The organism is Pseudomonas sp. AP42 (genome assembly GCF_001728935.1).
Classification (GTDB): Bacteria; Pseudomonadota; Gammaproteobacteria; order Pseudomonadales; family Pseudomonadaceae; genus Aquipseudomonas; species Aquipseudomonas lactis.
Genome location: NZ_LYSO01000045.1, coordinates 9,835 through 24,482, shown reverse-complemented (window position 1 = coordinate 24,482; position 14,648 = coordinate 9,835). Strand labels below are relative to the sequence as shown.

10 protein-coding genes are annotated in these 14,648 nt (G+C 64.9%); all 10 read left to right on the top strand.

Annotated features, from left to right (window positions below; genetic code table 11):
- Positions 1-18 precede the first annotated feature (18 nt).
- Genes tssJ through A7K61_RS17185 form a run of 10 tightly spaced genes read left to right on the top strand, consistent with a single transcriptional unit; the run spans position 19 to position 14,612 of the window.
- Entirely contained in the window at positions 19-528 is a 510-nt protein-coding gene (gene tssJ / locus A7K61_RS17230; RefSeq protein WP_003195552.1) for a type VI secretion system lipoprotein TssJ, read from the top strand.
- Between the two features lie 18 nt (positions 529-546).
- On the top strand, positions 547-1,881 hold the full coding sequence (gene tssK / locus A7K61_RS17225) for a type VI secretion system baseplate subunit TssK (protein WP_044269913.1): 1,335 nt from the start codon (positions 547-549) through the stop codon (positions 1,879-1,881).
- 6 nt (positions 1,882-1,887) lie between these two features.
- Positions 1,888-3,177 (top strand): DotU family type VI secretion system protein, encoded by a 1,290-nt coding sequence (locus A7K61_RS17220; protein WP_003195548.1) that lies wholly within the window; start codon positions 1,888-1,890, stop codon positions 3,175-3,177.
- Complete coding sequence (tssM, locus tag A7K61_RS17215; protein WP_069558007.1) at positions 3,174-6,674, top strand: type VI secretion system membrane subunit TssM; 3,501 nt, start codon at positions 3,174-3,176, stop codon at positions 6,672-6,674. Before A7K61_RS17220 ends, tssM begins: the two co-directional genes overlap by 4 nt.
- On the top strand, positions 6,671-7,324 hold the full coding sequence (tagF, locus tag A7K61_RS17210; RefSeq protein ID WP_047712083.1) for a type VI secretion system-associated protein TagF: 654 nt from the start codon (positions 6,671-6,673) through the stop codon (positions 7,322-7,324). The genes tssM and tagF overlap by 4 nt, the downstream gene beginning before the upstream one ends.
- Positions 7,325-8,044 carry a PP2C family serine/threonine-protein phosphatase gene (locus A7K61_RS17205; RefSeq protein ID WP_034129104.1) on the top strand — a complete coding sequence of 240 codons (720 nt, stop codon included), beginning with the start codon at positions 7,325-7,327 and terminating at the stop codon, positions 8,042-8,044. It begins immediately after the preceding gene.
- Positions 8,041-11,019, top strand: a complete 2,979-nt coding sequence (locus A7K61_RS17200; RefSeq protein ID WP_069558006.1) for a serine/threonine-protein kinase — start codon at positions 8,041-8,043, stop codon at positions 11,017-11,019. The genes A7K61_RS17205 and A7K61_RS17200 overlap by 4 nt, the downstream gene beginning before the upstream one ends.
- Positions 11,019-11,723: an ABC transporter ATP-binding protein gene (locus tag A7K61_RS17195; RefSeq protein ID WP_044269903.1), complete on the top strand. Its 705-nt coding sequence runs from the start codon at positions 11,019-11,021 to the stop codon at positions 11,721-11,723. The genes A7K61_RS17200 and A7K61_RS17195 overlap by 1 nt, the downstream gene beginning before the upstream one ends.
- Positions 11,723-12,907: an FtsX-like permease family protein gene (locus A7K61_RS17190; protein ID WP_069558005.1), complete on the top strand. Its 1,185-nt coding sequence runs from the start codon at positions 11,723-11,725 to the stop codon at positions 12,905-12,907. Before A7K61_RS17195 ends, A7K61_RS17190 begins: the two co-directional genes overlap by 1 nt.
- Positions 12,900-14,612 (top strand): SUMF1/EgtB/PvdO family nonheme iron enzyme, encoded by a 1,713-nt coding sequence (locus A7K61_RS17185; protein WP_069558004.1) that lies wholly within the window; start codon positions 12,900-12,902, stop codon positions 14,610-14,612. The genes A7K61_RS17190 and A7K61_RS17185 overlap by 8 nt, the downstream gene beginning before the upstream one ends.
- Positions 14,613-14,648: the final 36 nt, after the last annotated feature.

Here is a 14,648-nt window from a genome sequence, read left to right as displayed (position 1 = left end):
CGTCATTGAGGACGCAGGATGATTCCCAGGTTTTTACTCGCAGCCGCTACCGCGCTGCTGCTGACGGCGTGTGCCAACGACGCGGTCAAACCCCAGGCGGCTGCCGAGGCCGAAGCCGACACGGCCGCCGTCGAATTGCACTTTCACGCGATTGCCGGGCTTAACCCCGGTGCCAACGGCCAGGCCGCGCCGGTGCGGGTGCGCATTTTCGAATTGAAAAACGCCGCTACCTTTTCACGCTCCGATTACTTCGCCCTGGCGGACCGTGCGCAATCCACCCTGGGCCTGGACCTGCTGGACCAGGACGAAGTGATGGTGCAGCCCGGCCAACAACTGAGCGTGCAGCGCGACCTCGACCCGTCCACGCGCCAGATCGGCCTGCTGGTGGGCTACCGCGAGTTGGACCGTGCGCAATGGCGCACGGTCATCAACGTGCCGCCGCGCCAATACAGCGAATACCAGATCAGCCTCGACGTGCATGCCGTGCGCGCCGACGTCGTGGCTTCCCCATCCAGCCCAGCCCAATAACAAGCAATCGGAGCCCCCATGTCCTGGAACAATCGCGTGGTCTGGTCGGAAGGCATGTTCATCGGAACGCAGCACTTCCAGCAGCATGACCGTTACCTGGAAAACCTGATCGACGCCCGCAGCCGCCCGTTATCGGCGGGTGCCTGGGGATTCTCCGAGCTGCTGATCGACCAGGGCCTGCTGGCCCAGGGCAAGCTGGCGATTGTGTCGGCCCGCGGCCTGTTGCCCGATGGCACGCCGTTCAATATTCCCCAGGACGACCTGGCGCCGAGCCCGTTGAACATCGACGACAACCTGCGCGACGGCCTGGTGTACCTGGCCCTGCCGCTCAAGCGCGCCGGTGCCCGTGACACGGTGGACGAGGGTGAAGCCCTGGAAGCCGCGCGCTACGTGAGCCAGGTGCGTGAAGTGCGCGACGACAACGCCCCGTTCGAAAACCGCGCACCGGTGGCCGTGGGCTCGCGGGCATTGCGCCTGCTGACAGCGCAGGATGGCATCAGCGACTACGCCGCCATCGGCCTGGTACGCATCAAGGAAAAACGCGCCGACCGTGCATTGGTGCTCGATGACACCTATATCCCGCCGGTGCTGGACGTGGCCGCGAGTAAACCGCTGACGGCCTTTCGCAGCGAACTGCTGGGCCTGTTGCACCAGCGTGGCGAAGCGCTGGCCGGTCGCGTGGTGGCTTCGGGTGCCGGTGGTGCCTCGGAGATCGCCGACTTCATGCTGCTGCAACTGGTCAACCGCGCCCAGCCGCTGATCCAGCACTTCAGCCAGTTGAGCCCGTTGCACCCGGAGCGCTTTTTTAGCGAACTGGTCAGTCTGGCCGGTGAATTTTCCACCTTCTCAACCTCCGGCCGCCGTCCCCACGAATACCCGCAGTACCAGCACGACGACCTGGCCCTGAGCTTTATGCCGGTGATGGCGGCTCTGCGTGAAGCGCTGTCGATGCTGATCGACAGCAAGGCCACGCCGATCCCTATCGTGGAGAAAGCCTACGGCATCCATGTGGCGATGCTGGCCGACAAGACCCTGCTCGACAACGCCAGTTTCATCCTCGTGGTGCGCGCCGATGTGCCCGGCGAAACCCTGCGTGCGCGTTTCGGCCAGCAGAGCAAGGTTGGCTCGGTGGAGCACATCCGCGACATGGTCAACCTGCAACTGCCGGGCATCGGCCTGCTGCCATTGCCGGTGGCGCCACGCCAATTGCCTTACCACGCCGGCAGCACCTACTACGAGCTGGACCGTGGCAGCGAGCACTGGCAGCAGCTGAATAATTCCGGCGGTTTCGCCTTCCATATCGCCGGGCAGTTCCCGGGCTTGAACCTGGCCTTCTGGGCGATCCGAGGATAATTGGCGATGCATCCCAATGATGATGACCGCACCCAGTTCATGCCGCGCCCGGGTGGCCGAGAGCCTGCACCCTCGCGTGCCGAACCTGCGCCGCTGTCAATGCCGGCTGCGCCGATCCTCACCGGCAAGAGCCAGGGCCTCAACCCGCTGGAAAGCGCCGCCGGCCCGTTGCTGGCGTTGTTGACGCGACTGCGCAACACCATCGCCCACCCCGCGCCGGCCAGCCTGCGTGCGCAGTTGCTGGCGTACCTGCGCCAGTTCGAAGAACGCGCCGAAGCCGCCGGTGTGGCACGCAATGAAGTGCTGTTGGCCCGTTACGCGCTGTGCACCGCCTTGGATGAAGCGGTGCTGAGCACGCCGTGGGGCAGCACCAGCGATTGGGGTAAACAGAGCCTGCTGATCACCGTGCACAACGAAGCCTGGGGTGGCGAAAAGGTTTTCCAGTTGCTTGACCACTGCCTGCAAAGCCCACGGGAGCGTCTGTACCTGCTGGAGCTGTTGTACCTGTGCATGTGCCTGGGTTTTGAAGGGCGTTACCGCGTGATGACTGACGGGCGTAGCCAGTTGGAAGCCTTGCGCGAGCGCACCGCCGCGGCGATTCGCAGCGCCCGTGGCGAACACGAGCGTGAGCTGTCACCGCACTGGCGCGGTGTGACCGTGGCCCGTGATCGCCTGGCGCAATTCATGCCGCCGTGGATCGCCGTGGCGATTGGCTTGGCGCTGCTGTTGGCGTTGCTGTTCGGTCTGCGCCTGAAGCTGGCCTCGGACGCCGAGCCGGTGTTCAAGAACATCCATGCCCTGGGCGAGATCCCGGTGCAGGCCATCGACCGTCCGGTGGCTCAGCCCAAAGTGATCGAACGCCCGCGCCTGGCTGGGTTCCTGGCCGACGACATCAAGGCCGGCCGCGTGGCGGTGGAAGACAAGGTTGACCGCTCTGTCGTGACCATCCGTGGCGATGAGCTGTTCGCCTCGGCCAGCTCCAGCATCGTCGATGACTACCAGCCGCTGATGCTGCGCATCGCTGACGCCATCCGCAAGGTCAAGGGCCAGGTGCGTGTCACCGGGCACAGCGACAATCGCCCGATTGCCACGTTGCGCTTCCCGTCCAACTGGGCGTTGTCCGAAGCCCGGGCCAAGTCGGTGCTGGAAATTCTGGCGGCCAAGACCGGCCAGGCCGAGCGCTTCAGTGCCGAAGGCCGCAGCGACACCGAGCCGTTGGCCACAAACAGTACTGCCGAAGGCCGTGCCCGCAATCGTCGGGTTGAAATCACCGTATTGGCGGAGGGCGTCGAGTGAAGGCGTTTTTCAGTTTCATGATTCGCTGGGTGATCCCCGTGCTGGGCCTGATTGCCCTGAGCCTGATCATCTGGTTTGTTGGCCCGCTGCTGGACGTGCTGGTGCCCGAAGGGCGCCGTTGGGCGCTGATCGTGCTGGTATTTGCGCTGTGGGTGGCCTACCGCGTGTTCCGCATCATCCAGGCCCGTCGCCAAGCCGCCGAAGTGATGCGCAGCCTGGCCGCAGAAACCCCGGTCGACCCCAACAGCGTCGCGACCGCCGAAGAGCTGTCCACCCTGCGCCAGCGCATGGACGAAGCCTTGGCGCTGCTGAAAAAAGCCAAGCTGGGCGGCGATGAGCGCCGCAACCTCTATGAGTTGCCGTGGTACGTGATCATCGGCCCACCGGGTTCGGGCAAGACCACCGCGCTGGTCAATTCCGGGCTGCATTTCCCGCTGGCGGCGCAATTGGGCGCCGGTGCGGTGCGCGGCGTGGGGGGCACGCGCAACTGCGACTGGTGGTTTACCGACCAGGCCGTATTGCTCGACACCGCGGGCCGCTATACCACACAGGACAGCAACTCCACGGTGGATAAAGCCGCCTGGCTGGGCTTTCTCGACCTGCTGAAAAAGCAGCGTGCGCGCCGGCCTATCGACGGTGCGTTTATCGCCATCAGCCTCTCGGATCTGCTGCTGGGCACCGACGCCGAGCGCGCTGCCCATGCCGCCGCGATTCGCTTGCGCATCCAGGAGCTGTATACGCAGCTGGGCGTGCGTTTCCCCATCTACCTGATGCTCACCAAGCTCGACCTGGTGCCAGGCTTCATGGAGTTCTTCGACAACCTGAGCAAGGAAGAGCGCGCCCAGGTGTGGGGCATGACCTTTGCCCTGGACGACGGCAAAAACAGCGACAGCCCGCTGGCGCACCTGCAAAGCGAATTCGCCGGCCTGGAGCAGCGCCTCAACGAACGCCTGGTCGAGCGCTTGCAACAGGAACGCGACCCGGCACGGCGCGACCTGATCTACGGCTTCCCGCAGCAGTTCGGCGCGTTGAAAGATTGCCTGCAAAGCTTCCTCGAAGGCGTGTTCAAACCCAATGCCTTTGAAGAACGCGTGTTGCTGCGTGGCGTGTACTTCACCAGCGGCACCCAGGAAGGCAGCCCGATTGACCGCCTGATCGGTGCCATGGCCCAGAGCATGAACCTGGACCGCCAGCACCTGGCGCGCCAGAGCGGCACCGGGCGCAGTTACTTCATCGAAAAACTCTTCACCGCCGTGGCCTTTGCAGAGCGCGGCCTGGTGGGGGTGAACCCGAAAGTCGAGCGGCGCCGCAAGTGGATCGCCCGTGGCGTTTTGGCGGCCACCGTCGCGCTGGTGGTGGTGGTCAGCAGCCTGTGGTGGGTGAGCTATCGCGCCAACCAGGCGTATATCGCCCAGGTCGATCAAAAGGTCGCGCCCCTGGGCCAGACCGTCCAGAACCTGAGCCCGGCACAGCGGGAAGTGCTCGCCGTGCTGCCGTTGCTCAACGCCGTGAAGAACCTGGCGGGGGATTCGCCGAGCTGGTCCGAAGGGCTGGGGCTGTACCAGGGCGATATGCTCGAAGCCGAGTCCGCCAGCGTGTACCGCAAACTGTTGATCGCCGTGTTCGCGCCACGCCTGGTGACGCGCATCGAAGAGCAACTGCACGGCGGCGGCAACTCGGACTTTCTCTACGAGGGCCTCAAGGCTTACCTGATGCTCGCCGACACCGAGCATTACGACCCGGACTTCATCAAGGCCTGGATCGCTCTGGACTGGGACCGCAACCTGCCCCGCGACCTGCCGGCCGACCAGCGCCAGGCCCTGGCCGGGCACTTGCAGGCGCTGTTCGAACGCCACCCGCCGAGCGCACGCCTGGACCCGCGCCTGATCGACGACCTGCGTCGGCAGTTGCAGCAACTGCCGGTGGCCCAGCGCGTGTACGACCGGGTCAAGCGCCAGAAACTGCCCGAAGGTATTCCGGACTTTCGCCTCAACGAGGCCGCCGGTCGCGATGCCGCGCTGGTGTTCAGCCGCAAGAGCGGCAAGCCGTTGGGCGAACCGTTGAGTGGCTTCTTCACCGCCAAGGGCTATCGCCAGGCGTTCTTGCTCAGCAGCCTGAACCAGACCGGCACCCTGGCCGAAGAGCAATGGGTGCTGGGCCATGAACAGGCCGATCAGCAGAACGTGGTGAGCCTGGCCGCTGACGTGCGCCGCTTGTACTTCCAGGATTACCAGCGCCAGTGGGACGCGTTGCTCGCTGACATCGACTTTGTGCCGATCACCAGCGTGGCCCAGGCCGCCGATGTGCTGCGGGTGATTTCCGGGCCGACTTCGCCGCTGAAAAAACTACTGATGGCGGTCGCCAGGGAAACCGACCTGCAAGCCGAAGAGCGCCAATTGGCCGCCAAAGGCGTGCCGGTGGAAGGCGGCGTGGACAAGCTCAAGGAGCGCCTCGGCAGCTTGCTGGGCGAGGTGCAACCGACGGCGAATGCCCCGGCGCCGGCGGATGATCCAGTGACTGCGCACTTTGCCGAACTCAACAGCATCGTGAGTAAAAACGAAGGCGAACCGGCAGCCATCGACGGCCTGCTGTCAGACATGAATGCACTGTATGTGCAGGTCAGCGCCATGGTCGGTGCCAGCGGCGATGCCTTGCTCGGCGAGGCCAAGAACCAGGCGGCGGCTGCGGCCACGCGGGTCAGCCTGAACGCCGAGCGCCAGCCGCCGCTGGTGCAGGGCATGGTCAAGTCGGTGGTCAATTCCACCACCAACAGCATGATGGGCGGGGTGCGTAATCAGCTGAACGCCGCCTGGGTCAGTGAAGTGGTCAACGTGTATCGCCAGTCATTGGCCGGGCGTTACCCGATGTCGCCGGGCAGTGCGCGGGACGCCACCCTGGATGACTTCGGCCAGTTCTTCGGCGTGGGCGGGGTGATGGACAACTACTTCCGCAAATACCTGCAACCCTATGTGGACACGTCGGCACAGACCTGGCGCTGGCAACCTGGGGCGGCGCAGAAGTTGGGGATTGCCCCTGGCGTGCTGCAAACCTTCCAGCGTGCGGCGACGATTCGGGACGCGTTCTTCCGCTCCGGTGGCACCCAGCCCATCGTGCGTTTCGAGCTCAAGCCGGTGTCGATGGACCCCACCATCACCCAATTCCTGCTCGACCTGGACGGCCAGCAATTGAGCTACGACCACGGCCCGAGCCGCCCGGTGGCGATGCAATGGCCGAACCCCGGCAGCATTGGCGTGGTGCGTATCTCCATCATGCCGCCGGCGGCCAGTGGTCGCTCCGGCATCACCCTGGACGGCCCGTGGGCCTGGTTCCGCCTGCTGGAGCAGTCGGACCTCACCGCAGGCAACTCGCCGGACCGTTTCAACCTGCGCCTGCGGGTCGATGGCGCGAGCATCGCCTACGAGTTGCGCGCCAACAGTGCCTTCAACCCGTTCAAGAGCCGCGTGCTCAGCGGCTTCAGCCTGCCGGAGCGGCTATGACGACTCTGGGTTTTTACGGCAAGTTGGCCAGCCGCGGCGACTTTGTCAGCCGCGCCTTGCCCCAGAGTTTTATCGGCCCGTGGGACAGCTGGCTGGCGGCGGGTTTGCTCGCCAGCCAGAACAGCCTCGGCGCTGACTGGCTGAATGCGTACCTGGTCAGCCCGCTGTGGCGCTTTGTGCTGGCGCCGGGCGTGTGCGGGCCGGATGCGGCGGCGGGCGTGGTGATGCCGAGCATTGACCGGGTCGGGCGGTACTTTCCGCTGGCGGTGGTGACCTTGCTGGATCACGACACCAACCCGGCGTCGCTGGTGGGCGGTTCGGACGCCTGGTTCGAGCAGGCTGAAACCTTGTTGCTCAGCACCCTGGACAGTGGCGCGACCTTCGAAGGCTTCAATGCCGGGCTCGACGAGCTGGGTGTGCCGGCCAGCGAACCGCGAGCGGTGGACAGCCGTTTCGCCGGCCTGCAAAGGGTGGCAGCCACCGTGCCGCACCAGCGTATGACCGCGCTGGCCGAACAGGCGTGCGAGGGCGCAAGCCTGTGGTGGGGGCGAGGTTCGCAGCGTATCTCTCCCGGTTTATTACGGTGCCAGGGCTTGCCTGCCGCCAGCGATTTTGCGCAGTTTTTGCTCGGACAAGAAGGTGTGGTGTAGATGGGCGTGACGTACGAATCCGCGAGCAAAAGCCATGTGGGCATGGTTCGCCAAGTCAACGAAGATGCCTTTCTGGACCTGCCGGAAAACCGCCTGTGGGTGGTGGCCGATGGCATGGGCGGGCACGCGGCGGGGGACTATGTCAGCAGCTTGATCGTCGACAGCCTGCGCCATGTGCCGCTGGGCCGTTCCCTGGACGAATACTCGGCGGCGCTGCGCAACGACCTGCTGCGCATCAACGCGGCTGTGCGCGAAGAAACCGCCAACCGTGGCGTGACCATGATGGGCAGCACCGTGGTGGTATTTGCCGCGCGCGGTTTGCGCGGGGTGTGCCTGTGGGCCGGCGACAGCCGCCTGTACCGCCTGCGCGACGGCGTGCTGGAGAGCATTTCCCGCGACCACAGCTACGTGCAAGACCTGCAAGACAGCGGCCTGCTCAGCGAAGCCGACGCCCGCACCCACCCGCGCTCCAATATCGTCACCCGTGCCATCGGCGTGGAGGCCCAGTTGGATGTCGCTTCAGTGGACCTGTTGATCGCGCCCGGCGACAGCTATTTGCTGTGCAGCGATGGCCTCAACAAAACCGTCGAAGACCACGAAATCCGCGACGTGCTCAGCCATGACGCGCCGGATGAAATCGTGCGCAGCCTGGTGCACCTGGGGCTCAATCGCGGCGCACCCGACAACATCACCACCCTCGTCGTGAAGGTCTCGTCATGAACATCGTCATCCCGGGTTATGACATCGAAGGCGAGATTGGCGAAGGCGCCATGGCCAGCGTGTACCTGGCGACCCAGCGCTCGTTGGAGCGCAAGGTGGCGCTGAAGGTGATGGCGGCGGCGCTGGCAGCCGACCCGAGTTTCTGCGAACGCTTCCTGCGCGAGGGCAAGACCCTGGCGCGCTTGTCGCACCCGCACACGGTGACCATCCATGACATCGGCAACGTCGGTGAGCTGTATTACATGGCCATGGAATACCTGCCCAACGGCACGCTCAAGGAGCGCATTGCCGCCGGGCTGACCCCGGAGCAGGGCGTGACGCTGATCCGCCAGATTGCCTCGGCCCTGGGCTATGCCCATGCCCAAGGGCTGGTGCACCGCGACGTCAAGCCGGCGAACATTCTGTTTCGTGCCGATGGCACGGCCGTGCTGTCGGACTTCGGGATTGCCAAGTCGCTGGACGATCGCACCCAATTCACCCAGGCCGGGTTTGCCGTGGGCACGCCGAGCTACATGAGCCCGGAGCAGGCGCGGGGCCAGGAGATCGATGGCCGCGCCGACCTCTACGCGCTGGGCGTGGTGCTGTATGAAATCCTCGTCGGCAAGCTGCCTTATAACGGCACCGATGCGCTTTCCACGGCGCTGGCGCACCTGACCGAACCCTTGCCGGAATTGCCGGTGCACCATGGGCGCTATCAGGGCGTGCTGCGCAAGTTGCTGGCCAAGGACCCAGCGGACCGTTATCCGGATGCGGCAGCGTTGTTGTTGGCGCTGGATCAACTGCCGGCTGATGATTCGGATGCCACGCTGGTGCGGCCGCTGCCGATTCCATTGAGTTTTGATCTGGCGGGCATGACCCCTGTCACCATCGACATTCCGACGGATAAACCGCAGCCGCAGCCAATAGTGCGTCAACCGGTGGTCACGCCGACGCAGCACAATGCCCCGTCCGAGCAGCGCCGTGGGCCGGTATTGGCCTTGGCCGCCGTGGCGGTCGCCGTCGCGTTGGCCATTGGTGGCGCCAGCTACTGGTGGTTGAGCGACGGCGATGAACCGGCCCAGCCGCCAGCCGCCGTGGTGCCCAAGGTGACGCCACCGGTGGCTGTCGCTGAAGTGGATGGCGGTCAACGCCCGTTGCTGATGGCAGGCAAGAAAACCTTGTTCCAGCGCGTACTCAGCAAACCCGGCGCCCAGCTTTCAGCGGACGCAGGGAGCTCGCCGGGTAAAGCGCTGCCGGCGTTTTCCGTGCTCTACGTGTACCAGCGCAAAGACGTCGACGGCAGCCCGTGGGTACGCGTCGGCGCCGCCACCGATGGTCGCAGCGACGGTTGGCTGCCAGCCTCCCAGGTCAGCGACTGGAAACAAAGCCTGGTGCTCAAGTTCACCGAGCGCTCGGGGCGGGCGCCCGTAATGTTCCTGCGCCAGCCCGCAGAGGTGGAAAAACTGCTGGCCGACCCTGCCGCTGCGAAAAGCGTGTTGGCCAAGGCGCAGAGCAACCGTGAGAACAACCAGCAAGTCCTGGCCCTGGAACCCACCGCCAGCGCGGTGCCGCAAAACCAGTTCTACCTGTTGCCGATTTTCGACTCCAAAGAAAGCTTCGACGACAACGGCCAGCCGGTGCAGTTGCTCAACGTGGCCTCCATCGACCCAGGCAGCAGCGCCGCTGCCAAACCTGCCAGCCCGACGCTCAGCGCCCATGCCGATGCGTTCCGCACGGCGGTGGTGCTGGTGGTGGACACCACTGTGTCGATGCAGCCCTACATTGACCAGATTCGCGACGTGGTGCACGAGCTGCAAACCCGCATTGCCGAGCGTGGCGAACTGGACAGCGTCAGCTTCGGCATGGTCGGCTTTCGCAGCAGCATCCAGAAAACCCCGGGCCTTGAGTATGTCGCCAAGACCCTCATTACCCTCGACCAAGGCCGCGATCCGCAACGCTTTCTGGATATGGCGCGCCAGGTCAAAGCGTCGACGGTGTCCAGCCACTCGTTCAACGAAGATGCGTTTGCCGGGGTGATGCAGGCGGTGGACGGCATGGATTGGTCCGGCTACGGCGGGCGCATCATCCTGCTGGTCTCCGATGCCGGCGCGCTGCGCAAGAACGACCCGTTCGCCGCCACCCAGATGAACGAAGCCGAAGTGCGCCAGGCGGCGCTGGGCAAGCAGATCAAAATCTACGCGCTGCACCTGCGCACCGACGCCGGCAAGAAAACCCATGCCGGCGCCGAGAGCCAGTATCGCGTCCTCACCGCCGACGCCAACCCGCAGATCGGCGACCTGTACACGCCAGTGCCAGGGGGCGATGTGCGCAAGCTGGGTGAGCGTGTCGATGAGATCGGCACGGTGTTCGCCAACCTGGTGCATCAGGTGCGCAGCAACACGCCGCAGCCCGTGCCGTTGCTCAGTGCCGCGCCGAGTCTGGCGGACAAGTCAGCCGCCGTCGGCTATGCCATGCACATGGACTTTCTCGGGCGCAAAACCGCGAGCCAGGCGCCGCAACTGGTCAGCGCCTGGACCGCTGATCGTGACCTGACCAACCCGGCGCTGCCAGCGTTCCAGGTGTGCGTGATGCTGACCAAGCTGCAACTCAACGATCTGCAGCAATCGCTGAAGTTGATCGTGGATGCGGCGCGCAAAACCCAAAGCTCGCCCAAGGATTTCTTCCAGGAAATCGCCAGCGCCTCGGCCTATATGAGCCGTGACCCGCAGGCCCTGCGCAAGGGCGGCAACCTGGCTGACGGCGGCCTGCTCGGTGAATACCTGGAGGGCCTGCCGTACCGCAGCAAGTCGCTGAACATGACCCAGGACCTGTGGTTGTCGTTGAGCGTGGCCGAGCAGGAAGACTTTATCGACGAGCTGGATTCGAAAATCCGCCTGTATGAAACCTTCCATAACGACGTGGCCAACTGGGTCCGGTTCGGTGATGCCGAACCGGGCGATGCGTTGTACCGCGTGCCACTGTCGACGCTGCCGTAATGCTGAACCTGAGCGCGGTGCACAAGAGCCGGGGCGTCGGTAGCCAGCGCTACAGCCTGGTGATCCCGGCATTGCAGCTGGGTGCGGGTGAACAACTGGCGATTGTCGGCCCCAGTGGTTGCGGCAAGAGCACTTTGCTGGACGTGCTGGCGCTGGTGTTGGCGCCGGATCAGGTGGGGCAGTTTGCGTTCAACCAACAGGACATCGGCGCGCTGTGGCGTGCTGACCGGCAATCGGCGCTCGCCGCGTTGCGCAGTCAGCACCTGGGCTATGTGCCGCAGACCGGAGGCTTGCTGGGGTTTCTGGATGTGCGCGGCAATATCGCGCTGTCGCGCCAACTGCTGGGCTTGCAGGACGACGGCCGCGTGGCGCGCCTGGCTGAGCAGTTGCAGATCAGCGATCAGTTGGCCAAGCGCCCGGCGGCGTTGTCGGTGGGCCAACGCCAGCGGGTCAGCTGCGCGCGGGCCCTGGCCCATGGGCCGCAACTGGTGCTGGCTGATGAGCCGACGGCGTCCCTGGACCCGCTCAACGCCGAGCGCGTGATGCAGGCGTTGCTGGCCCAGGCCCGCGAACACCGTGCGGCCTGTGTGATCGCCACCCATGATGAACCGCTGGCCCGCGCCAGTGGCTTGCAGGTGCGGCGAATCCGTTGCCAGCGCGACCCAGACGGCGGCGTCACCGCAACCCTCGGGGAGGCGTGCTGATGCGCATCGGCCTGGTTGCCTCGCTCGCCTGGCAGGACTACCGCAACGATGGGTGGCTGTCGGCCTGTTCGGTGTTGGCATTGGTGGCGGTTATCGCGCCATTGCTGGTGTTATTCGGGCTGAAATTTGGACTGGTTAGCAGTTTGACCGAACGCTTGGAGACCGACCCCGCCAGCCGTGAAATCATCCCGTTGGGCGGTGGTCGATTCAGTGCGGCGTTTATCGCGCAACTGGGTGAGCGCAGCGATGTGGCCTTTGCTGTGCCGCGCACACGGCAGATTGCGGCCACGGCGCAGGTGGGCACCTTGACCCTGGAAATGCTGCCGACTGCCGCAGGCGACCCGTTGTTGGCAGGCTTGCCGCTGCCCCACGGCCTGGACCAGATCGTGCTCAGCCATACCGCCGCCGAAAAGCTCGCGGCAAGGCCCGGTGACTGGCTGGAAACCCGCTTTGCGCGGCAAGTGGCGGGGCGCGTCGAGGCCCAGCGCACGCGGTTGCAGGTGCTGGCGGTGTTGCCGCTGGAAGCCTTCGCTCGCGAGGGCCTGTTTGCCGATCTGGCGCTGCTGGAAGCGGCAGAAGATTACCGCGATGGCCGTGCCGTGCCGGCATTGAGTTGGGCCGGTGACGCGGCGAGCGTGAGCGAACAGCGTATCTACCCGGCGTTTCGCCTGTATGCGCGCAGCCTCAGTGATGTGGAACCGTTGCGGGTGTATTTCGCCGGGCAGAACCTGTTGGTTTCAACCCAGGCGCACACCATCGCTCAAGTGCAATCGTTGAGCCGCAACCTGTCGATTGTGTTCTGGATCATCGCCGGGCTGGCGTTGGCCGGGGCGTTTGCGGCGATCTTCGCGGGCACCCTGGCGGCGGTGGCGCGCAAGCATCGGGAACTCTCGGTGTTGCGCCTGCTGGGGTTTTCCACCGCCGCGTTGTTGCTGTTTGTGCTGCTGCAAGCGCTCTACAGCGCGGGTTTTGCCGCTGTGCTCAGCGTTGGGCTGTATGGCCTGGCCGAGGCGGCGTTGAACAAGCTTTTTGTGCAGGTGCCGGGCGAGTACGCCAGCCACCTGTTGGCGCGCCATTACGGCCTGGCCCTGGTGGCGGTGCTCGGCGTCAGTGCCGTGGCGGCCGCCTGTGGTGGTTGGCGGGTGGCACGTATCCAGGCTTCTGAAGGAATCAGAGATGTATAAATTACTGGGCGCCTGCGTGGCGCTGAGCCTGGCCTCGCTGGCCGGGGCCGATGAGGCAAGTGACAAGCTCGACAACCCCAAGCCGTTGCCGGACGACGTGAGCCTGCCGCTGCCCTGCGAAGGCAACATGGTATTCCGCTACGCCTACATTCTGGCCCAGGGCACCCTGGATGACCGTGAAATCAACCTGGGCTACCCCTTTGCCGAAGGCGAGGCGGGTTATCAGCAGTCGTTTATTTCCGGCTACCGCCGCGACTTCATCAACGGCCAGTTCACCCTCAAGGACTTGCCCAAAGACTGGAGCAAGGTCATCGCGCCGCAGATGCCGAAGACCGACGCAAAAACTCCGCTCAAGCCGATGCTGTACTTCATCGGCAAGTACGAAGTGACCGCCCGCCAATACGCCCAGGTGATGGCCCAGGCGCAATCCCTGGCCAGCGGTGAACCGGCGCCGGCGTGTGACGCACCCACTGGCATGGCCGGGCGTTTGCCCAAGGTGAAATTGTCGCGCTTTGAAGCCGAGCGTTTTTCGGCGGTGTACAGCGCCTGGCTGATGAAATACCACCGCGAACTGCTGCCTGTGAGCGGGCGCGGTGCGTCGGCCGAAGACGGCGGCCTGGGCTTTGTGCGCCTGCCCACCGAAGTGGAGTGGGAGTACGCCGCACGCGGTGGCCAGGCGGTGAGCCGCCAGGACCTCGAAGGCCGCCTGTATCCACGGCGCGCCGAGGGCAGTGAAAGCGATGGCCCGCTGGCCGATTACGCGGTGTTCAACCAGGTGGCCGGCGGCACCGGCCAGGCGGCGCGGTTGATGCCCATCGGCACCAAATTGCCTAACCCCATCGGCATGTTCGACGTGATCGGCAATGCTGCGGAAATGGTCCAGGAATCCTTCCAGTTGGTCCACGCCGGCCGCCGCCAGGGCACCTACGGCGGTTTTGTGGTCAAGGGCGGCAATTACCTGGAAGGCGAGGGCACGTTGTTCACCGGCATGCGCCGCGAATATCCGCTGTTTGCCGCTGATGGCACCGAGCAAAGCAACGAGACCACCGGTTTTCGCGTGGCGATTGGCGCGTTGTCGGCGCCGCGCTCGCGTTACAAGGAACTGTTCGCCCAGTGGCAGAAGGAAGGCCGCCTGGCCTCCCTGACCGACGCCATCGACGACGCCCAGGACCCGACCAAGCGCCTGGACAGCATCATCGCCGCCAGTGTCGATCCCAAGCTGCAAGCCGAGTTGGGCCTGGTCAACGAAGAGCTCAAGCGCAATGTGTCGCTGATCGCTCAACAGCGTGAAGAGGCGGCGGGCAACCTGATCCAGTCGGCGGCGTTGGTGGCCGAGACCATCAGCAACTACAACATCCGCCTGGCCAACCTGCAGAAAAGTCGCCAGCAGGCGGTGGACAGCAAGGACGAGGCCAGCACGCAGCTGTTCGATATGGCCATCACCAATGGGCGCAGCGCGTTGGACGGCGCGGTGGCGATTTACATCGACAACCTGGCCACCGGCACGCGCTACACCGATGCGGTGATCCAGGCGCAGTTTCAACGGGTCAAGGAAGAGTTGGATCGCAAGCCAGTGCTCGGCAAGAGCCTGGTGACGCGCGCGACACTGTTCGTTCGCCATGTCGGCAACTACCGCAAGCAACAGCGGGCCGACCCGGCAACGATCTTGAAGGAATTGCTCGCAGCGAGCGGTCAGCGGTCTTGATCGTTGGCTGTCTAGCGAGCTTGGAAGGGACTCAGG

What these genes read in the sequence shown, in the direction of transcription:
- tssJ (WP_003195552.1), top strand. Translation starts at nt 19, where the DNA reads ATGATTCCCAGGTTTTTACTCGCAGCCGCTACCGCGCTGCTGCTGACG.
- tssK (WP_044269913.1), top strand. Translation starts at nt 547, where the DNA reads ATGTCCTGGAACAATCGCGTGGTCTGGTCGGAAGGCATGTTCATCGGA.
- A7K61_RS17220 (WP_003195548.1), top strand. Translation starts at nt 1,888, where the DNA reads ATGCATCCCAATGATGATGACCGCACCCAGTTCATGCCGCGCCCGGGT.
- tagF (WP_047712083.1), top strand. Translation starts at nt 6,671, where the DNA reads ATGACGACTCTGGGTTTTTACGGCAAGTTGGCCAGCCGCGGCGACTTT.
- A7K61_RS17205 (WP_034129104.1), top strand. Translation starts at nt 7,325, where the DNA reads ATGGGCGTGACGTACGAATCCGCGAGCAAAAGCCATGTGGGCATGGTT.
- A7K61_RS17200 (WP_069558006.1), top strand. Translation starts at nt 8,041, where the DNA reads ATGAACATCGTCATCCCGGGTTATGACATCGAAGGCGAGATTGGCGAA.
- A7K61_RS17195 (WP_044269903.1), top strand. Translation starts at nt 11,019, where the DNA reads ATGCTGAACCTGAGCGCGGTGCACAAGAGCCGGGGCGTCGGTAGCCAG.
- A7K61_RS17190 (WP_069558005.1), top strand. Translation starts at nt 11,723, where the DNA reads ATGCGCATCGGCCTGGTTGCCTCGCTCGCCTGGCAGGACTACCGCAAC.
- A7K61_RS17185 (WP_069558004.1), top strand. Translation starts at nt 12,900, where the DNA reads ATGTATAAATTACTGGGCGCCTGCGTGGCGCTGAGCCTGGCCTCGCTG.